The sequence below is a fragment of the Pseudomonas sp. B34(2017) genome (assembly GCF_002112915.1).
GTDB classification, from domain to species: domain Bacteria; phylum Pseudomonadota; class Gammaproteobacteria; order Pseudomonadales; family Pseudomonadaceae; genus Aquipseudomonas; species Aquipseudomonas pharyngis.
On record NZ_NEJA01000002.1, the window covers coordinates 295,174 to 313,431 of the forward strand.

Below are 18,258 nucleotides of genomic sequence, written 5' to 3' on the forward strand. Positions count from 1 at the left end.
TCGGTCGTTGATGAAGGGAATGTCTGAAACGACCTGCCCATGGTGAGCGTCATCGAAGCGGCGCGGCACTGACAGGAATGAACGTTGGCCGTGCAGTTTTGTAAGGCGAAAACGCAGGAGCGATTCCCTAAATTGGGACCCGGCGACCTGACCCGGGCAGGCGCGAAGCCTTGCCCTTCAGTCGTCGTCAAACCTGAGTTTTCCTACAGGATGCCTGTCATGTCTCGAATCGAAATGGAAGTGCCCGAACCCCGGCGCTGGTTGATGTTTGCCATATTGCTCGTCGGAGCGTTTCTGCCGCCCCTGGATTTTTTTATCGTCAACGTCGCCCTCCCCTCGATACAAGAGGATCTGGGGACAGCCTCCTCTGCCGAGCAGTTGGTGATTTCCTCCTATGCAACGCTCTATGCCGTGACGCTGATTACCGGCGGACGACTCGGCGATCTGTACGGCCGCGGGCGGATGTTTTTCCTTGGCCTGTTGGGTTTCGCCGCCGCGTCGCTGATGTGCGGCCTGGCGGTTTCGCCGTGGATCCTCATCCTCGGACGCGCCTTGCAGGGTGTGACCGCCGCCGTCATGGCCCCTCAGGCACTTGCATCGGTGCAGGCGATTTTCCCAGTGTCGGAAAGACCATTGGCATTGAGCATTTACGGGGCCGTATTTGGACTGGCGTCTGTGATCGGTCAGGCACTGGGCGGCTTTTTGATTGAGGTCGACGTGTTGGGCATGGGATGGCGCGCGATCTTCCTGGTCAACCTGCCGATCGCGTTGCTGGTGATTGCGTTTGGCATCCGTGTGCTCAAAGAAACCCGTGCGCAGCACGCGAGCAAGCTGGATCTGGTGGGCACCGCGTTGTCGATGCTGACCTTGACCACTTTGGTCGTGCCTTTGATTGAAGGCCGCGAGGCAGGATGGCCGTGGTGGGCATGGCTGTCGCTGGCCGCCAGCCCCGTGCTGGCGGTAGTGTTCTGGCGCTACGAGAGCTGTTTGCACCGGGCCGGAGGAACTCCCATCCTCGCCCCGGCCGTACTGAATGCACCGGGCCTGGGGCGAGCGCTTCTGGTCGCGCTTTGCTTCTATTCAATCGGTGTGTTTTTTCTGATGTTTTCGATGTACATGCAAAGCGCATTGCATATGAGCGCACTGCATGCCGGCCTGATCTTTCTGCCGTTTGGCGCGGGATTTCTGCTCGGTCCCCTGTCGGTTCCGCTCCTCAGGCGCGTCCTCGGGGGCTACGTGAATCCGCTAGGCATGGGGCTGGAAGTGGTCGGGTTACTATGGCTGGGCTGGCTCGTGTCAGTGACACCGACTACCCTCGCCCCGCCCTTCACTTCCTTGACGGTCATCCTGTTCCTGATCGGTCTGGGACAGGGGCTGGGCCTGCCGACGTTGATGCGCATGGTCACGGGCCGGGTAGCGCCGGCGTATGCCGGGATGATCGCAGGCATTACCAGCGCAACGCTGCAGATCAGCACATCGCTGAGCGTCGCACTGATTGGCGGTGTGTTTTATACCTTGCTCGGAGAACCGGCGACGGCGGTCAGCATCACTCATGCGTTCACGATCGCTGTTCTGTGCATCGCCGTTTGCCTGGCCGTAGGGGCAGCGATAAGCCTGACGTTAGCGCGCGAGCCAGCGACGGTAGCGCAAGCCTCGGCTGTACGCCCGACCTGAGGCGCGCTACCCCGCACCGATCATGCTGGAGGCAAGGTCAGCCAGTGCGCGCAGCCGGTCCATCTGGCGCATGTCCTGGTGATACCCCATCCAGATGTCCCGCCCTGGCGGTGGCTCGTGCTCATCCAGCAGTCGCAGTCCCGGCACGGAGTCGCCTAGGACGCGGGGCAACACCGCAACACCCAGCCCCTTCGCGCACATCTGTGCCTGAACCGTACGGCTGCTGCTGGTGAACACGGTGCGGGCCAGCGGATAGCGTTGCTGCAGCCATTGCACGTCCGGGTAATGGGCCTGGGCGATGTTCATCAGGATCAGGCCAAGCCCCTCGCCGTCCGGCTGCGGCGCCGGGGCATGCAAAGCCGCGTATAGGCCGTACGACAGAGTTGTCAGCTTGCGGTGCACTATGTCGGGTTCGGTGAAAGGCACGATCCGGAAAGCGATGTCGGCATCCCGGCGGGCAAGGTCGAACAGTCGATGCCCGGCGATGACTTCGGGAACGATCAACGGGTAGCGGTGCACCAGTTCGCTGAGAACCGGCGACAAAACATGACAGGCGAACCAGTCGGCTGAGGATATCCGCAACAGGCCTTCAGGCTGATCACCATGCCCCGCCAGACGCCGCTCGATGGCCAACGCGCTGTGTTCCATGTCCTGCGCCAGACCGAGAATCCTCTCGCCACTGTCCGTGAGCACCAGCCCTTGAGCGGTCCGCAGGAAAAAGGCTTGCCCACTGGTTTGTTCAAGCACCTGCAAGCGCCGTCCGACCGTTGGGTGACTGACCCCCAACTCCCTGGCGGCTCCGCCCAGCGAGCCGTTGCGGGCAATCGCCAGGAAGATCCGCATGTCACTCCAGTCCATGCCCTCGCCCCGTACAAAAATGAACATTGAGTGATCAGCTTATAGTTCAAGTAGATGGCTGTTCATGAATATCGATTCAATCAGCTGATCTGATCAGCCTCGCGACAATGACTTCAAGCGCTCCACCAGCGCGGCTTCGAAAATGATGTACAGCCTCTCGGCATCGCCGGCACGCAAAGCCCCGCCGGTTTCCAGTCCCAGCACGAAACCATCCGCCCGCGCCCCTGCCTTGACAGCAATGATCATCGAGTCTGCCCGGACAATCTGCGCCAGCAGCCGGTCCGCTTCTCGCTGAATCTTGTCGCCCAACACCACGCCTTCCACATCGCCACCCAATACGTTCAATTAGACATCCAGTACATGACCGCGATAACCGCTGAAACCCAGATGATGGTCAATACAATCGAGTAACCAGCCAGTTGCTTGTCCATTTTCACCACGGCATCAATATGAATCTGAATGATGGGTCAGGATCGTCCGGCTCGCAACGGCAGCTCGTCCCCTTCATCCATCGCACTCCGGGTAAACGTCCGGACTCCGATTTGTAACAGAACCCCTTTCAGCAACAAGGGTCTGCTCTCTTAATACACCTCGGAAATCTATCCAATGTCCGCGCAACGCAGTCTCGTCATACTCGCTCGGGGCGGATACGCCGCTCGCGGAGTGCTTTATTTGATCATCGGCATATTCGCGCTATTGGCAGCCCATGATTCGACAAAACCCAAGGACAGTCACAAGAGTCTGGAAGCCTTGCTGAGCCAGCCGTTCGGCTATTTTCTGGTGGGCCTTGTGGTGGCGGGTCTGCTTGCGTTTGCAGCCTGGCGTGTCCTGCAAGCGATACGCGATGTCGATCATCACGGCACGCAGCTCAAAGGGCTGGTGATTCGTGCAGGCCTGTTTGCAGGAGGTCTGGTCAACGGTGCTCTGGCGTTTTTTGCATTGGGACTGCTTGTGAGCGGTAGCCGCCGTTCGAGCCATTCCGCAGAGCAGACCAAAGACTGGCTGGCGCATCTTTTGTCTTGGGAACACTCGAATCTATTGTTGTACCTGATTGCGCTCATTCCGCTGGGGGTTGGCGTTGCTCACATCATCAAGGGATGGAAGGCCTCGTTCGAGAAGTATTTTGAGGCCGACGAAGAGGTCATGCGCTATGTCCGTCCGGTGTCTCGCTTCGGTCTGATCGCACGCGGCGTCGTGTTTATGGAGATTGCTTTGCTGCTGGCCGTCAGCGGTTCCGCTTATCAAGCCATGGACCCGCCTGGCATGAAGGAAGCGCTGGACGCGCTGCAGAATCTGCCCGCGGGATGGCTTCTTTTGATGGTAATGGCCCTGGGGCTGATTGCCTTCTCGGTTTACAGTTTCTCGGAAGCGTGTTGGCGCAAGATCAATATGGATGTGCTTCAGTAACTGAAGTCATGCCCCAACTCACGCTGCATCCATTCCAGAAAACGCCTCACCCGTGGAAACCCCGCATGCGCCTTCGGAAAAACCAGGTGGTGTGCGGTGATCGGGGCGCTCAACCCGGGAATGACTTCGACCAACTCGCCGCGCGCCAGGTAGTCCTGCGCCAGCAGCGTGCTTTCCAATGCAAATCCAAGCCCGTGGCTGGCGGCCTCGAGGGTCATGTAGGAGCGGTCAAAGCTCAAGGTGTAGGGGCTTTCAGGGCGCGACAGCCCGTGTTGAGCAAACAGTTGCGGCCACTTGATCAGCGTCGCTTCCGACAGGATCAGGTTGCAGTCCAGCAAGTCGGCGACCGCGCGGATGGGACGTTTTTCCAGAAGCTTGGGTGATGCGAGAACTGCGATTTTTTCGTTGCGCAGCGTACGCACTTCGAAACTTGGCCAGTTCGGCATGCCGTGGCGGATGTCCACGTCGATCTTGTCCCGACTGAAGTGCAGCGATTCATAGGAGCATGAGAGATTGAGCTGAATGTCGGGATGGCTCTCGCGAAACTGTTCCAGGCGCGGCATCAGCCACAACAGGCCGAAGCTGGGTGATGAATGCAATCGCAGACAGTCGAGGCTGACATCACTGGTCGCGCGCTCTGTTGCCACCGCCAGGCTGTGCAGGATGCCGGATATCTCGGACAGGTATTGCTCGCCCACGGGCGTCAACGTCACTCCCCTGGCCGTTCTGAGGAACAACTGCCGCCCGATCATCGCCTCGAGTTTGGCCAGTTGGTGACTGACTGCCGAGGGCGTCAGGTCCAACACTTCGGCCGCACGCGCGACGTTGCCAAAGCGCGCAGTTTGCTCAAAGGCCTGAATGGCTTTCAGGGGTGGCAGGATTGGCGGTGCTTCGCCAGATGAACTCATGATGTGGGTTGTTCCGCTGCAAGTGGCTGAGGCCGGGCGTTCGACTATTCAAACACCGCAACCGCATGTTGGCGAGTGCTGAATTTTTTTCAGCATCCAGTGAAGTTTGCGTTATTGCTCAGGGTCGTTGCGGGAGACAAGCTGAGTCATCGGTTCTGCACGGACCGACTCAATAACAACAATCAGAGGTTTTCTCCCATGCTTCTTCAAGGCAAAGTCGCGATCATCACAGGTGCTGCCTCCGCACGTGGTATCGGCCGCGCGACAGCTACGACCTTCGCTCAACATGGCGCCCGGGTGGTGATTCTGGATCTGGACGCATCCGCTGCCCGCGATGCCGCTGCCTCTTTGGGCGAGGGTCATCTCGGCCTGGCTGCCAACGTCGCCGACGAGTCCCAGGTGCAGCAGGCTGTCGCCACCATCATCGAACACTTCGGCCGGATCGACATACTGGTCAACAATGCCGGCATCACCCAACCCCTCAAGACCCTCGATATCCGCCCCGGTGATTACGACAAGGTGCTGGACGTGAGCCTGCGCGGTACGTTGCAGATGTCCCAGGCGGTAATTCCGCTCATGCGCCAGCAAGCCAGCGGCAGCATTGTGTGCATGTCTTCGGTTTCCGCGCAGCGCGGCGGCGGCATTTTTGGCGGGCCTCATTACAGCGCCGCCAAGGCCGGTGTGCTGGGCCTGGCCAAGGCCATGGCGCGTGAGCTGGGGCCGGACAACGTGCGCGTCAACTCCATCGCCCCCGGCCTGATTCACACCGACATTACTGGCGGCCTGATGCAGGACGAGCGCCGCCACGCGATCATCGACGGCATTCCGTTGGGTCGCCTGGGCGAGGCGCAGGATGTGGCCAATGCGGCGCTGTTCCTGGCCAGCGACTTGTCCTCCTATCTGACTGGCATCACCCTGGATGTGAACGGCGGCATGCTGATTCACTGACACACGTGGCGGGCCTCGCGGCCCGTGCGGTTCTGGATCGATGATACGGCCGGGCAGACTTGCCCGGCGGTCAATAAAAACAAGAGATCAGACCATCATGACTACCCTGTCGCTCGAAGCCGTTTCGGCGGTGCGTTCCAACGCCTACCGTAAAACCGCCTGGCGCCTGATGCCGTTCCTGATGCTGTGCTACCTGTGCGCCTACCTCGATCGCGTCAACGTCGGCTTTGCCAAACTGCAAATGATGAACGATCTGGCGCTCAGCGAAACAGTCTACGGGCTGGGCGCGGGCATGTTCTTCATCGGCTACTTTCTCTGCGAAGTGCCCAGCAACATCATCCTGCACAAGGTCGGCGCGCGAGTCTGGATCGCGCGCATCATGATCACCTGGGGCATTGTCTCCGCCCTCTTCGCCTTCGTCGAAACCGCCTGGCAGTTCTACGCCCTGCGCTTTCTGCTGGGCATTGCCGAAGCCGGCCTGGCGCCGGGGCTGCTGCTGTACCTCACCTACTGGTTTCCGTCCTACCGGCGTGCGCGCATGACGGTGTTGTGGTTCATCGCTATCCCGCTGTCGGGCATGGTCGGCGGCCCGCTCTCCGGCTGGATCATGAACCACTTCGCCGGTATGCACGGCTGGGCCGGCTGGCAATGGATGTTTGTGCTGGAGGCTGTGCCTACGGTGGTTGTCGGACTGTTGGTGCTCAGCTATCTCAAGGATGGCGTGCATCAGGCCAGTTGGCTCAACGACGACGAAAAAGCCCTGATCACCCGTGAGCTGGCGGAGGATGACCAGCAGAAAGTGACGCATGCGTCCGTGGGCGAATTCATTCGTGACCGTCGCCTCTGGCTGCTCGCGGGGATCTATTTCTGTGTGGTGATGGGACAGTACGCAATTACCTTCTGGCTGCCGACCCTTGTGCGTAATGCCGGGGTCTCCGATCCGATGAAAATCGGCTTGCTGACCAGCCTGCCGTACCTCTGTGCCATCGCCGCCATGTTGCTGGTCGGACGCAGTGGCGACAAACATCGCGAACGCCGCTGGCACCTGATCGTGCCGATGATCGCCGGGGCCATCGGCCTGACCCTCGCGGCGCTGATGGGAGGCAATGTGATGCTGTCCATTCTCAGTCTGTGCCTGGCGGCTTCCGGCATCCTGTCCGCGACCTCGCTGTTCTGGATGCTCCCCACCACGCTGCTTGGTGGTGTCTCCGCTGCGGCAGGCATCGCCGCCGTCAACAGCTTCGCCAACCTTGCCGGCTTCTGCTCGCCCTACCTGATTGGCTGGATAACCACCCTCACTGGCTCCAGCGCTATCGGCATGTATCTGATCACCGGCGTGCTGCTGGTCGGCGCCTCGCTGGTCCTGCGCATTCCCGCTGCCTTGGTCAATCGTTGATTCACAGGAGAATTCACCATGACTGCCAACCTTTCATTCACAACACCCCAGACGCTGGCCGAGCGCGCCCACAACATCCGCCGCCATGCCTTGCGCATGGGCCAGGTGCAAGGCCAGGGCTATGTCGGCCAGGCCCTCGGTGCGGCGGACCTGCTCGCGGTCGCCTACTTCCATGCGCTGAGTTATCGTCCCGAAGACCCGGCGTGGGAGCCGCGTGATCGTTTCTATCTGTCGATCGGTCACTATGCGATTGCGCTGTACGCGGCGCTGATCGAAGCCGAGATCATCCCGCTCGATGAGCTTGAAACCTACGGCTCGGATGACAGCCGATTGCCGATGTCGGGCATGGCCGCCTACACGCCGGGCATGGAAATCACCGGTGGCTCGCTGGGTCAGGGGCTGGGCATCGCGGTCGGCGCCTGCCTGGGCCTCAAGCGCAAGGGCTCGACATCGTTCGTCTACAACCTGCTGTCGGACGGCGAGCTGAACGAAGGCTCGACCTGGGAAGCCGTGATGTCGGCCTCGCACTGGAAGCTCGACAACCTGATCGCCATCGTCGACGTCAACAATCAGCAAGCGGACGGCCATTCCAGCGAGATCCTGTCGTTCGAACCCATCGTGGATCGCTGGAAAGCGTTTGGCTGGTTCACCCAGCGCGTCGACGGCAACGACCTGGACGCACTGGTCGAAGCCTTCGATGCCGCCCGCCACCACCCCGGCACTCAGCCACGGGTGATCATCTGCGACACCACCATGGGCAAAGGTGTGCCCTTCCTCGAAAACCGCGAAAAGACCCATTTCATCCGTGTGGACGAACACGAATGGGATCTGGCACTGACCACGCTTGAAGAAGGAAAAAACCAATGAGCAACGCCGCCAACACACCGACCTCGACTGGCGAACCGATCAAGAAGCGCCTGACCACCTCGGCGATGATTGCCTCGATTGCCTCTGAAGGCCAAGCCACCCGCTCAGCACCTTTTGGCCATGCATTGGCTGCACTGGCGGATCAGCGTCCGGACATCGTCGGCCTCTCCGCTGACCTGTCCAAGTACACCGACCTGCACATTTTCGCCAAGGCCCACCCGGATCGTTTCTATCAGATGGGCATGGCCGAACAGTTGCTCATGAGTGCGGCCGCAGGCATGGCCCGCGAAGGATTCGTGCCGTTCGCGACCACGTATGCGGTGTTCGCCTCGCGTCGCGCCTATGACTTCATCTGCATGGCCATTGCCGAGGAAAACCTCAACGTCAAAATCGTTTGCGGATTGCCCGGCCTCACCACCGGTTACGGCCCCAGCCACCAGGCCACCGATGACCTGGCGATCTTTCGGGCGATGCCCAACCTGATGATCGTCGACCCTTGTGATGCCTTGGAAATCGAACAGGCCGTGCCCGCCATTGCCGCGCATCAGGGGCCGGTCTACATGCGGCTGCTGCGCGGCAACGTGCCGCTGGTACTGGATGAGTACGGCTATCAATTCGAGATCGGCAAGGCCAAGACCCTGCGCACCGGCAACGATGTCCTGATCATCTCGACCGGATTGATGACCATGCGCGCATTGGAGGCCGCCAAGGCGCTGCAGACCGATGGCGTCGATGTTGCGGTGCTGCATGTGCCGACGATCAAACCGCTGGATGAACAGACCATTCTCGCCGAGGCCCGCAAGTCTGGCCGGCTGGTGGTTACCGCAGAAAACAGCTCGATTATTGGCGGACTGGGTGAAGCGGTTGCCGGGGTACTGCTGCGCAACGGAGTGACGCCGACGTTCAGGCAGATCGCGTTGCCTGACGCGTTCCTCGACGCCGGCGCACTGCCGACACTGCATGATCGCTATGGCATTTCCACCGACGCCGTCTGCGCGCAAATCAAGTCCTGGCTTTGATTGCTGGCTGATCGGGGCGCTTACGGATGAGCGGCCCGATCAGATGGATTCTCCTGGCCGATCCGCCTGGCATCCCTTCGAACCGCCTGCGGCGGAACGCCAAACCCTCGCATGAATACTTCGCGCATGTGGCGACGGTCTCGAAACCCCGTTTCCTTCGCCACGCGGTCCAGACTGTGACGACTTTGCTCGATCATCACGCGAGCGGCCTCCAGACGCAGGCTTTCAACAGCCTTGGCCGGTGACTGGCCTGTCTCGGCAGTAAACACCCGGGTGAATTGTCTTGGGCTCAAGTGCACGACGTCGGCAAGTTCCTCCACGCTGAGCGGGCGGTCCAGGTGCGTGCGCGCATACTCCAGCGCACTTTGAATACGGTCCGACTTTGGAGCAAGCGTAAGCAGTTCCGAATGCTGGGATTGCCCACCCGAACGCCGTTGATGCATGACCAGTTTGTGCGCCACCGACCTGGCCATGTCGGTGCCCAGATCCTTTTCCACCATGCCCAGCGCCATGTCCAGCGCGGCTGTCATGCCTGCCGACGTCCAGACGGGACCGTCGACGATGAAGATCCGGTCTTCCTCGACCTCGATTTTTGGATGCAGCTCACGGAGCTTGTTCGCATAGGCCCAGTGGGTGGTCGCCCTTCGATCGTCCAGAACCCCAGCCTGCGCCAGAACGAACGAGCCGGTGCACAGACCTGCTGTGCGTCGGGCTCCATCGACGAAGGCGCGCACACTGGCCAACACTTCTTCATCTGGTGGATTCAACGGGGTCAGCGTACCGGTAATCATCCACGTGTCGGCCAATCCCGGGGCGCCCAGAGGGAGCGTGTCGATGTACATGCCCAACGAAGAACGCACGGTCCCACCACCGATCGAGAAGTTCTGGACCTTGTAGATCTCTTCCCCCGCAACGATGTTGGCGAACTCGAATACAGCCTGGGTTGCCAGGGACATCACCTGAAAACCTTCGGTAATCAGATAGCCGACGCGATGCATGACTGAACTCCTTTTTGAATGTCTTTAAACACTACCATATACGTCGTTTAAGACATCCACCACCTCCTTCATCATGGCTCCACACCCAACCCACGGAGCTTGATCATGTCGCAACAATACAAAGGCACTGCACTCATCACCGGCGCGTCCACCGGCATCGGCTCGATTTACGCCGAACACCTTGCCCGCCGGGGTTACGACCTGGTGCTGGTGGCGCGCAACCGCGAACGTCTGAACGCACTGGCCAGCCGCCTGACCAGCGAAACCCGGCAGAACATCGAAGTGTTGCAGGCCGATCTTGGCCGCCCCGAGGACCTCGCCAAGGTAGAACGCAAGTTGCGTGAGGACGCCAGCATCACTTTGCTGGTCAACAATGCCGGCATCGGCACCCATACCGGCCTGCTGGAGAGTGATGTAGAGCGAATGGCCGAGATGATCACGCTGAACGTCACCGCCCTCACCCGCCTGACCTACGCCGCGATTCCAGGTTTTGTCGCCCGCGAACGAGGCGCCGTGATCAATATTTCCTCGATCGTCAGCCTGGCGCCGGAGTTGCTCAACGGCGTGTACGGCGGCAGTAAGGCCTACGTCACCGCGTTCACCCAGTCCCTGCACAAGGAACTCTCGGATAAAGGCATCCGGATTCAGGCCGTCCTGCCCGGCGCAACCGCGACGGACTTCTGGCAAATCGGTGGATTGCCTGTCGAACATCTGGATCCGGGCATCGTGATGTCGGCCCAGGACCTGGTTGCCGGCGCCCTGCAGGATTTCGACAACGGCGTGCTGATCTCCATCCCCTCGATGCACGACCTGCAAGGTTACGAGCGTTACGAAGCCAGCCGCCAGGCCTTGTTCTCCGAGCTCTCGAGCAACCGGCTCGCACCGCGCTACAACGCCAACTGATCGCTATCAAAAGGATATGAATCATGAAACTCAGCGCTAACACGATCTTCATCACCGGCGGCACCTCCGGCATTGGCCGCGCTTTGGCCGAGGCATTTCACCAGCGCGGCAATCAGGTCATCATCGCGGGCCGTCGACAGGCCCTGCTGGATGAGATCGCCCGGGCCAATCCCGGTATCGACACGGTCCAGCTGGACATCAATGACCCGCAGCAAATCAAGGATGTCGCCCAGGAAGTCATACGCCGCCACCCCTCGCTGAACGTGATCATCAATAACGCCGGGATCATGCCGTTCGATAATCCAGCCTCGGGTGATTACGACGACGAACAGGCGGTGAGTCTTTTGCAAACCAACCTGCTCGGCCCGGTGCGTGTCAGCGCCGCATTCGTCGAGCACCTCAAGCGTCAACCCGAAGCCTTCATCATCAACAACAGCTCCGTGCTGGCCTATCTGCCACTGGCTGCGACAGCGTTGTACTCGGCGACGAAGGCGGCCATTCACTCCTACTCGCTGTCGCAACGCTTCACCCTGCGCGACACCCGCGTAAAAGTGCTGGAGATCGCGCCGCCATGGGTCGACACCGACCTGATTCACAAAAGCGGCGATGAACGCGCCATGCCGCTCGACGAATTCATTCGGGAAACCCTGGAAAAACTCGAAACGGCGACCACGGAAGTGTTGGTGGATCGGGTCGTCCCGTTGCGAGCCAACCAAGGCATTAATGAGCATGCGCTGATCAATCAGTTCAACCAGGCACTGGAGGAGAACCCGATTCCGGTCGCCTGAGTTGAAGCCATCTGTCGTCAAGGCTGCCAGCCCTCCCTGATGGAAGGCTGGCCGTTTTGTATTTTCCGCAAAATGCGGAAAGTCTTCCTGCGATCTGCTTCTGTCTGGAGAAGGTCTTCGTGCATAGCCTGTCACTGCCTTCTCGCGCTCACTGATTTATCGCGACTCGTGCTTGAAGGCTCCTCATATCACTGGCGCTCAAGGACTTGAACATGAACAGATTATTTAAAATCGCAGGCCTGGCCTTTGCGGTATCCGTAAGCGGCGTGGTCGTAGCGCAAAGTGATACGGGCAAAGGCGCCGCCATCGAACGTGTTTACGCGTTCAACGGGGCCATGCCGACAGGCGTGACGGTGACCGAAACCGGCCGTATCTTCGTGAACTTCCCCCGCTGGGGCGATGACGTGCCCTACACCGTTGCGGAAATTTCCAACGGTCAGCTTGTGCCCTACCCTGATCTGAAAACCAATGTCGCGGATCCGCGGAACCCGGCCAAGGGATTCATCAGCGTGCAAAGTGTGGTTGCCGACGGCAAAGGCCGCGTCTGGGTGCTCGACACGGCCGCACCGAAGTTTTCCGCGCCTCAGGCGGGCGGAGCCAAGCTGGTGGCGATCGACCTGGCCTCCGACAAAATCACAAAAACGATTGTGTTCCCTGACGACGTCATCCTGCCGACCACCTATGTCAATGACGTGCGCTTTGACTTCCGTACAGGCAAGGAAGGGACCGCCTACATTACCGACTCTTCGGTCAGCGGCCCTGGCGGCATCATCGTGGTCGATCTGGCGAGTGGCCAGGCAAGCCGCAAACTGACTGGTGCCCAATCCACCTCGGCCGACCCGTCCTTTATCCCGAAGGTTGAAGGCAAGCCCGCACTGGTGACGCGCGATGCTCAAGGCAAAACCGGCCTGTTGACGGTGGCGTCTGACGGTATTGCCCTGTCCAGTGATGGCAAGACGCTTTACTTCTGCCCGTTATCGAGCAGGCATCTGTACGCCGTGCCGACTGCCCTGTTGCGTGATCCGGGTGTGAGCGATGCCGAACTGGAAAAAGCCGTCGTCGACCTCGGTGAAAAAGGTGCTTCCGACGGTCTTGAAGCCGATGCCGACGGTGCCGTGTACGCCGGTGACTACGAGCACAACGCGATTCGCAAACGCCTGCCGGACGGTCGCTGGCAGACGCTGGTCGAAGACTCACGAGTGCTTTGGCCCGATACGTTGTCGATCGGCCCGGACGGCTATTTGTATTTCACCGCCAACCAGCTGCATCGCTCGGCAGGTTTTAATGACGGACAGGACAAACGCGTCAAACCGTACAGCCTGATGCGCGTCAAGATCGGCGCCAGGCCTGCAGCGACGTACTAAAGAAACGTCAGAGCAATGAGGTATGGCTCAAAGGCCTGAACCTGACGCGGCACCTGCAGCCTCGTCAGGTTCTCAATGAGCTACGTAACGTTCGAAGCGTTGCGCCAGGAAAGCCCTCAATGCCTGCACGGCAGGTGTGAGCGAGGTGCGATGGGGGCAGACGAGTTGGAGCGGTGCCGGCTGCCCGACGTCTGCCGGGAAAAGCTCCACCAGTCGACCGCTGCGCAAGTCATCCAGCACATCGATTTTCGACCTGTAGACGATTCCGAAACCGGCAACCGCCCAGCGCCGGACGATATCGGCATCATCACTGACCCGGTCGCCCGTCACCTGAACGGTCCTGACACCGTCCGCCGAATGAAAGCTCCAGCGTTCGTAGGTCTGCTCGCCCATCACAAACCGAAGGCAGTTATGGTTGCCCAATTCTTCAGGTGTGGCTGGCTGGCCGTGGCGGGCCAGATAGTCCGGCGAGGCGCAGACCGTTCTTCTGTTCGACGGCGCCAGGGCCAGAGAGACGAGGCTGGAATCGGCCAGCAAACCATAACGGATACCGGCATCCAGTTGTTCGCCGACCAGGTCGGCAATCTGATCGCTGACCCGTAACTGCAACAGCACCTTCGGATGCAGTTGCTGAAACTCGTCGAGCCATCGCAACAGCACGTTTCGGCCGATATCCGACGGTATGGACAAGCGAATCGTGCCAGCGATTTCATCGCGACCTTCACTTAGTGCGATCTCGCCATTTTCGAGCGCTTCGAGTGCCTGCCGGGCATGGGAAAGGTAGCGTTCGCCATCGTCCGATAATCTCAAGCGCCGGGTCGAGCGAACGAACAACCGTGCTCCAAGACTGCCTTCAAGACGCTGAACCGCTCCGCTGGCCAAGGCTGGAGAAATGTCGAGCAATCGGGCGGCGGCGGAGAAACTGCCGGCCGCAGCCGTGGTGACGAATACCTGAAGGTCATCTACGCGGACTATTTTCTTCACGATCACGAAATTCTGTAGGGTGCGGACGAAGTTTTTCAGCGTAATGGGAAAAATGATCATTGCCCAGCCGTCGCTCAGGCGCCGGCGCTGTTAGCCATTAGTCTAATCAGCCCAGGCACCGGCGTGATCACTGCGCGAACCATGTCTGTCACAAATCCCACTTCCCCTGACAGAAAAGCGACTTTCAACCGCATTTCAATATCGCTTGCAGCCTTACAGGCGCAAACCGTCCCCCGATCCGACGCTTCGCTGAGCAGCAAACTACACTTCATGCTGATTTAGTGATTTAACTAGGTAGTTACCTAACTATATAATGCACGCCTCATTTCAACGGGACATTCAACGTGAAGCAGAGTCAACGCCTCTCGGGCATATCAACATTCATTCTGGTCGGGCTGGGCGTGATCATCGCCCTGCTCGGCCTGGCACTGGCCGCTGGCGGTGTGAAATTGGTCAGCCTGGGAGGCTCCTGGTACTTCCTGGTGGGTGGTCTGGTGATGGCCGTTTCCGGTCTGCTGATCGCGCGGCGCAAGCCTGCCGGTGCCTGGCTGTTCGCGGCGTTTCTGGTTGGGACCGCCATCTGGGCCGTGATCGATGCAGGGCTGGTGTTCTGGCCGGTGTTCTCGCGCCTGTTCATGTTCAGCGCGGTGGGTCTGGTGGTCGCGCTGGTCTATCCGCTGCTCAAACGCGCCAATGGCGACGTTGCAGGTCGCGGTGCTTACGGCGTTGCGGCTGTTCTGGCCGTTGGACTGGCCGTGGCTGCCGGCAACATGTTCGTCGCGCACCCGACCGTCGCCCCTACCGGCACCGGTCCGGGCCTGACGCCGGTCGAGCCGGAAAAAGCGCAGAAAGACTGGGCCCACTACGGCAATACCGAAGGCGGCAGCCGCTTCGCCGCGCTGGACCAGATCAACCGCAGCAACGTCGACAAGTTGAAAGTGGCGTGGACCTACCACACCGGCGACATCGCCGAGAGCGATGGCAACGGCGCCGAAGACCAGCTGACCCCGCTGCAGATCGGCAATAAAGTCTTCATCTGCACCCCGCACAACAACCTGATCGCACTGGATGCCGACACCGGTAAAGAACTCTGGAAAAACGCGATCAACGCTCAGTCCAAAGTCTGGCAGCGTTGCCGAGGAATGGCGTATTTCGACGCCAGCACCGCCATCGCCAAACCGGCCAGCTCGCCAGTGAGCGAAACCCCGACCGCTCCGGTCGCCAACTGCACGCGTCGCTTGCTCACCAACACCATCGACGCCCGCCTGATCGCAGTCGATGCCGACACCGGCGAGTTCTGCCGGGGTTTCGGCAACAACGGCCAAGTGGATCTGAAGGCCGGTCTGGGTGATGTGCCGGACAGCTACTATCAACTGTCCTCGGCGCCGCTGATGGCCGGCACCACCGTGGTGGTTGGCGGTCGTGTGGCCGACAACGTGCAAACCGACATGCCGGGCGGCGTGATCCGTGGTTTCGACGTCATGACCGGTGCCATGCGCTGGGCGTTCGACCCGGGCAACCCGCAGGATAAACAGGCACCGGCCGATGGCAAAACCTATGTTCGCAGCACGCCGAACAGCTGGGCCCCGATGTCCTACGACCCGGCGACCAACACCGTATTCCTGCCGATGGGCAGTTCTTCCACTGACATCTATGGTGTCGAGCGCAGCAAACTCGATCACACCTACGGTGCCTCCGTCCTGGCGCTGGACGCCAACAGCGGCGAAGAAAAGTGGGTATTCCAGACTGTGCACAACGACCTCTGGGACTTCGATCTGCCGATGCAGCCAAGCCTCATCGACTTCACCAAGGACGGTAAAACCGTGCCGGCGGTGGTCATCGGCACCAAGGCCGGGCAGATTTACGTGCTCGACCGCGCCACTGGCAAACCGTTGACCGACGTAAAGGAAGTGCCGGTCAAGGCCGCCAATATCCCCAACGAGCCGTACTCGCCGACCCAGCCGAAATCCGTGGGCATGCCGCAAATCGGTGCCCAGCACTTGACTGAATCGGACATGTGGGGCGCCACCCCGTACGACCAGCTGCTGTGCCGGATCGATTTCAAGTCGATGCGTTACGACGGCTTGTACACCGCGCCGGGCACTGACAAATCCCTGAGTTTCCCGGGTTCGCTGGGCGGCATGAACTGGGGCAGCATTTCCACTGACCCGGTGCACGGTTTCATCTTCGTCAACGACATGCGTCTGGGCCTGTGGATTCAGATGATCCCGTCGCAGAACAAGGCTCAGGCCTCTTCCGGTGGCGAAGCGCTGAACACCGGCATGGGTGCCGTGCCGCTCAAGGGCACGCCTTACGCCGTGAACAAAAACCGCTTCCTGTCGGTCGCCGGCATTCCGTGCCAGGCCCCGCCGTTCGGTACGCTGACCGCCATCGACATGAAAACCCAGAAAGTCGCCTGGCAAGTGCCGGTCGGCACCGTTGAAGACACCGGTCCCTTGGGCATCCGCATGCACCTGCCGATCAAGATCGGTCTGCCAACCCTCGGCGGCACGCTGTCGACCCAGGGCGGCCTGATCTTCATCGCCGGCACCCAGGACTTCTACCTGCGCGCCTTCAACAGCGCCAATGGTGAAGAAATCTGGAAAGCGCGTCTGCCGGTCGGCAGTCAGGGTGGCCCGATGACCTATGTGTCGCCGAAAACCGGCAAGCAATACGTGGTCATCACCGCCGGTGGCGCTCGCCAGTCGACTGATCGCGGTGACTACGTGATGGCTTACGCCCTGCCGTAAACCGTCGCGTTCGCCTTCGTTTCACTTGTGCGCGGCACCTTCGGGTGCCGCGTTGTTTCATGTCCTTCGCTCTGGATTTGCGCAATGTCATTGGCTGTTCGCTTTTCTCACGCCGGGGTTTTCACCGGCATGCTGTTCGGTCTCACCTGCGGCGCTGCCCTGCCCGCCCTTGCCGATACCGATTCGAACGTATTTACCCGCAGCACCCTGACCGGCGACTGGGGCGGCCTGCGCCACCAGTTCGACGAAGACGGCATCAAGTTCACCGGTGATTACACCGGCGAAACCGCCTACAACGCCGACGGCGGCCTGCATCGCTCGGCGCGTTACTCGCAGAACATCAAGCTCGGTGCGCAGTTCGACCTGAGCAAACTGTACGGCGTCGATAACGCCGGCAAGATTCAGCTGACCATCAACGATCGACGCGGCAACAGTGCCTCCGAAGATCTGGTCGGCAACCGTCTGCCGATCCAGGAAAACTACGGCGGCCTCTACACCCGCCTGACCGAGCTGAGCTACGAGCGCAGCCTGTTCACCCCGGCACTGAACGTCAAACTCGGCTACATGGCCATGGGCAACGACCTCGGCGGCCTCGACAGCGGCATTCTCTGCAACTTCATGAACGCCGGTTTCTGCGGCCATCCGCTGAACATGTCCGGTGGCAGTGGCTGGACCAACTACCCCAACGCCCACCTGGGTGTGCGGGTGAAATACGACCTCTCCCCGGCCTGGCAACTGCGCGTGGCCGCGTTCAATGTCGATCCGGAAAGTAACGGCAATTCCAGCCGTGCCTGGCACTTGGGCCCGAAACACACCACCGGCACCGTGGTGCCGATCGAGCTGGTCTACAAGCAGGCCGGCAAACTGCCCGGCGAGTACAAGCTCGGGTATTACTACGACAGCTCCGACGTCAAACGCATCGGCAGTGACAAGGAAGTGTCCGGGCGCGGCGGCCATTACGTCCTGATCGACCAGGCCGTGTGGGCTTCGGATGTCTCCGAAGGTCGCAGCCTGCACGCTTTCGGCCAATACTCGGCGGCCAGCGAAGCAGCTTCGCCGTTCAGCAAGTGGTACGGCACCGGTCTGGTTCTGTACAAGCCTTTCGAAGGCCGCCCGCGTGACACCGTGGCGCTGGGCTACGGCCGCGCAGTGCCGAACCCGCGCAGCCGCGATGTGCTGCAGGACACCGCCATGGCCAATGGCGCCGCGTTCCCCAATCTGGACAGCGCCGAACAATTGATCGAACTCGGTTACGGCTATCAGGCCACGCCTTGGCTGACGCTGCGCCCGAATGTGCAATACATCATTGAGCCAGGCGCGTTCTCCGGCCAGGACATCGACAATGCGTTGGTGTTTGGATTGCAGGTGAAAGCCGCGCTCTGACACCATCATCT

Annotated in this window: 16 protein-coding genes; 11 read left to right on the forward strand and 5 right to left on the reverse strand. The window is 60.5% G+C overall.

Going from position 1 to position 18,258, the window contains the following annotated elements; translation table 11 throughout:
* Positions 1–219 precede the first annotated feature (219 nt).
* Positions 220–1,674 carry an MFS transporter gene (locus CAF80_RS06895; RefSeq protein ID WP_085667037.1) on the forward strand — a complete coding sequence of 485 codons (1,455 nt, stop codon included), beginning with the start codon at positions 220–222 and terminating at the stop codon, positions 1,672–1,674.
* A 6-nt stretch (positions 1,675–1,680) separates the two neighbouring features.
* On the opposite strand, the gene CAF80_RS06900 is transcribed toward CAF80_RS06895, so the two are convergent.
* Positions 1,681–2,532 carry a LysR family transcriptional regulator gene (locus CAF80_RS06900; protein ID WP_085667255.1) on the reverse strand — a complete coding sequence of 284 codons (852 nt, stop codon included), beginning with the start codon at positions 2,530–2,532 and terminating at the stop codon, positions 1,681–1,683.
* Between the two features lie 93 nt (positions 2,533–2,625).
* Positions 2,626–2,856, reverse strand: a complete 231-nt coding sequence (locus CAF80_RS06905; RefSeq protein ID WP_011334137.1) for a hypothetical protein — start codon at positions 2,854–2,856, stop codon at positions 2,626–2,628.
* Between the two features lie 282 nt (positions 2,857–3,138).
* On the opposite strand from CAF80_RS06905, the gene CAF80_RS06910 reads away from it, so the two are divergent.
* The gene (locus CAF80_RS06910; protein ID WP_085667038.1) at positions 3,139–3,939 is read left to right on the forward strand and encodes a DUF1206 domain-containing protein; all 801 of its coding nucleotides are present in this window, start codon (positions 3,139–3,141) and stop codon (positions 3,937–3,939) included.
* On the opposite strand, the gene CAF80_RS06915 is transcribed toward CAF80_RS06910, so the two are convergent.
* The gene (locus tag CAF80_RS06915; protein WP_011334135.1) at positions 3,933–4,847 is read right to left on the reverse strand and encodes a LysR substrate-binding domain-containing protein; all 915 of its coding nucleotides are present in this window, start codon (positions 4,845–4,847) and stop codon (positions 3,933–3,935) included. The genes CAF80_RS06910 and CAF80_RS06915 overlap by 7 nt on opposite strands.
* Before the next feature lie 198 nt (positions 4,848–5,045).
* On the opposite strand from CAF80_RS06915, the gene CAF80_RS06920 reads away from it, so the two are divergent.
* The 4 genes from CAF80_RS06920 to CAF80_RS06935 all read left to right on the forward strand — a co-directional run bounded on the left by CAF80_RS06920 (position 5,046) and on the right by CAF80_RS06935 (position 9,077).
* Positions 5,046–5,795, forward strand: coding sequence for an SDR family NAD(P)-dependent oxidoreductase (locus tag CAF80_RS06920; protein WP_085667039.1), 750 nt, complete (start codon positions 5,046–5,048; stop codon positions 5,793–5,795).
* Positions 5,796–5,892: 97 nt separating this feature from the next.
* A complete protein-coding gene (locus CAF80_RS06925; protein WP_039768386.1) occupies positions 5,893–7,191 on the forward strand; it encodes an MFS transporter in 1,299 nt (432 codons plus the stop codon).
* Positions 7,192–7,209: 18 nt separating this feature from the next.
* Positions 7,210–8,058 (forward strand): transketolase, encoded by an 849-nt coding sequence (locus tag CAF80_RS06930; RefSeq protein ID WP_011334132.1) that lies wholly within the window; start codon positions 7,210–7,212, stop codon positions 8,056–8,058.
* Entirely contained in the window at positions 8,055–9,077 is a 1,023-nt protein-coding gene (locus CAF80_RS06935; RefSeq protein ID WP_011334131.1) for a transketolase family protein, read from the forward strand. Before CAF80_RS06930 ends, CAF80_RS06935 begins: the two co-directional genes overlap by 4 nt.
* A gap of 20 nt (positions 9,078–9,097) precedes the next feature.
* Here CAF80_RS06935 and CAF80_RS06940 read toward each other — a convergent pair whose 3' ends face one another.
* Entirely contained in the window at positions 9,098–10,075 is a 978-nt protein-coding gene (locus tag CAF80_RS06940; RefSeq protein ID WP_074690595.1) for a GlxA family transcriptional regulator, read from the reverse strand.
* A 105-nt stretch (positions 10,076–10,180) separates the two neighbouring features.
* Between CAF80_RS06940 and CAF80_RS06945 the strand changes: the two genes are divergently transcribed.
* The 3 genes from CAF80_RS06945 (at position 10,181) to CAF80_RS06955 (ending at position 13,130) form a co-directional block, all read left to right on the forward strand.
* Complete coding sequence (locus tag CAF80_RS06945; RefSeq protein ID WP_039768382.1) at positions 10,181–10,978, forward strand: SDR family oxidoreductase; 798 nt, start codon at positions 10,181–10,183, stop codon at positions 10,976–10,978.
* Between the two features lie 23 nt (positions 10,979–11,001).
* The gene (locus CAF80_RS06950) at positions 11,002–11,766 is read left to right on the forward strand and encodes an SDR family oxidoreductase (RefSeq protein WP_011334128.1); all 765 of its coding nucleotides are present in this window, start codon (positions 11,002–11,004) and stop codon (positions 11,764–11,766) included.
* A gap of 212 nt (positions 11,767–11,978) precedes the next feature.
* Positions 11,979–13,130, forward strand: coding sequence for an L-dopachrome tautomerase-related protein (locus CAF80_RS06955; RefSeq protein ID WP_092163879.1), 1,152 nt, complete (start codon positions 11,979–11,981; stop codon positions 13,128–13,130).
* Positions 13,131–13,202: 72 nt separating this feature from the next.
* On the opposite strand, the gene CAF80_RS06960 is transcribed toward CAF80_RS06955, so the two are convergent.
* A complete protein-coding gene (locus CAF80_RS06960; RefSeq protein ID WP_170844928.1) occupies positions 13,203–14,174 on the reverse strand; it encodes a LysR family transcriptional regulator in 972 nt (323 codons plus the stop codon).
* 284 nt (positions 14,175–14,458) lie between these two features.
* Here CAF80_RS06960 and CAF80_RS06970 point away from each other — a divergent pair, with 284 nt between their 5' ends.
* The gene (locus tag CAF80_RS06970) at positions 14,459–16,864 is read left to right on the forward strand and encodes a glucose/quinate/shikimate family membrane-bound PQQ-dependent dehydrogenase (RefSeq protein ID WP_074690597.1); all 2,406 of its coding nucleotides are present in this window, start codon (positions 14,459–14,461) and stop codon (positions 16,862–16,864) included.
* An 84-nt stretch (positions 16,865–16,948) separates the two neighbouring features.
* Positions 16,949–18,247 carry a carbohydrate porin gene (locus tag CAF80_RS06975; RefSeq protein ID WP_041475272.1) on the forward strand — a complete coding sequence of 433 codons (1,299 nt, stop codon included), beginning with the start codon at positions 16,949–16,951 and terminating at the stop codon, positions 18,245–18,247.
* Positions 18,248–18,258 lie beyond the last annotated feature (11 nt).

What these genes read in the sequence shown, in the direction of transcription:
- CAF80_RS06955 (WP_092163879.1), top strand. Translation starts at nt 11,979, where the DNA reads ATGAACAGATTATTTAAAATCGCAGGCCTGGCCTTTGCGGTATCCGTA.
- CAF80_RS06930 (WP_011334132.1), top strand. Translation starts at nt 7,210, where the DNA reads ATGACTGCCAACCTTTCATTCACAACACCCCAGACGCTGGCCGAGCGC.
- CAF80_RS06975 (WP_041475272.1), top strand. Translation starts at nt 16,949, where the DNA reads ATGTCATTGGCTGTTCGCTTTTCTCACGCCGGGGTTTTCACCGGCATG.
- CAF80_RS06915 (WP_011334135.1), bottom strand. Translation starts at nt 4,847, where the DNA reads ATGAGTTCATCTGGCGAAGCACCGCCAATCCTGCCACCCCTGAAAGCC.
- CAF80_RS06925 (WP_039768386.1), top strand. Translation starts at nt 5,893, where the DNA reads ATGACTACCCTGTCGCTCGAAGCCGTTTCGGCGGTGCGTTCCAACGCC.
- CAF80_RS06895 (WP_085667037.1), top strand. Translation starts at nt 220, where the DNA reads ATGTCTCGAATCGAAATGGAAGTGCCCGAACCCCGGCGCTGGTTGATG.
- CAF80_RS06950 (WP_011334128.1), top strand. Translation starts at nt 11,002, where the DNA reads ATGAAACTCAGCGCTAACACGATCTTCATCACCGGCGGCACCTCCGGC.
- CAF80_RS06920 (WP_085667039.1), top strand. Translation starts at nt 5,046, where the DNA reads ATGCTTCTTCAAGGCAAAGTCGCGATCATCACAGGTGCTGCCTCCGCA.
- CAF80_RS06960 (WP_170844928.1), bottom strand. Translation starts at nt 14,174, where the DNA reads ATGATCATTTTTCCCATTACGCTGAAAAACTTCGTCCGCACCCTACAG.
- CAF80_RS06935 (WP_011334131.1), top strand. Translation starts at nt 8,055, where the DNA reads ATGAGCAACGCCGCCAACACACCGACCTCGACTGGCGAACCGATCAAG.
- CAF80_RS06910 (WP_085667038.1), top strand. Translation starts at nt 3,139, where the DNA reads ATGTCCGCGCAACGCAGTCTCGTCATACTCGCTCGGGGCGGATACGCC.
- CAF80_RS06900 (WP_085667255.1), bottom strand. Translation starts at nt 2,532, where the DNA reads ATGGACTGGAGTGACATGCGGATCTTCCTGGCGATTGCCCGCAACGGC.
- CAF80_RS06940 (WP_074690595.1), bottom strand. Translation starts at nt 10,075, where the DNA reads ATGCATCGCGTCGGCTATCTGATTACCGAAGGTTTTCAGGTGATGTCC.
- CAF80_RS06945 (WP_039768382.1), top strand. Translation starts at nt 10,181, where the DNA reads ATGTCGCAACAATACAAAGGCACTGCACTCATCACCGGCGCGTCCACC.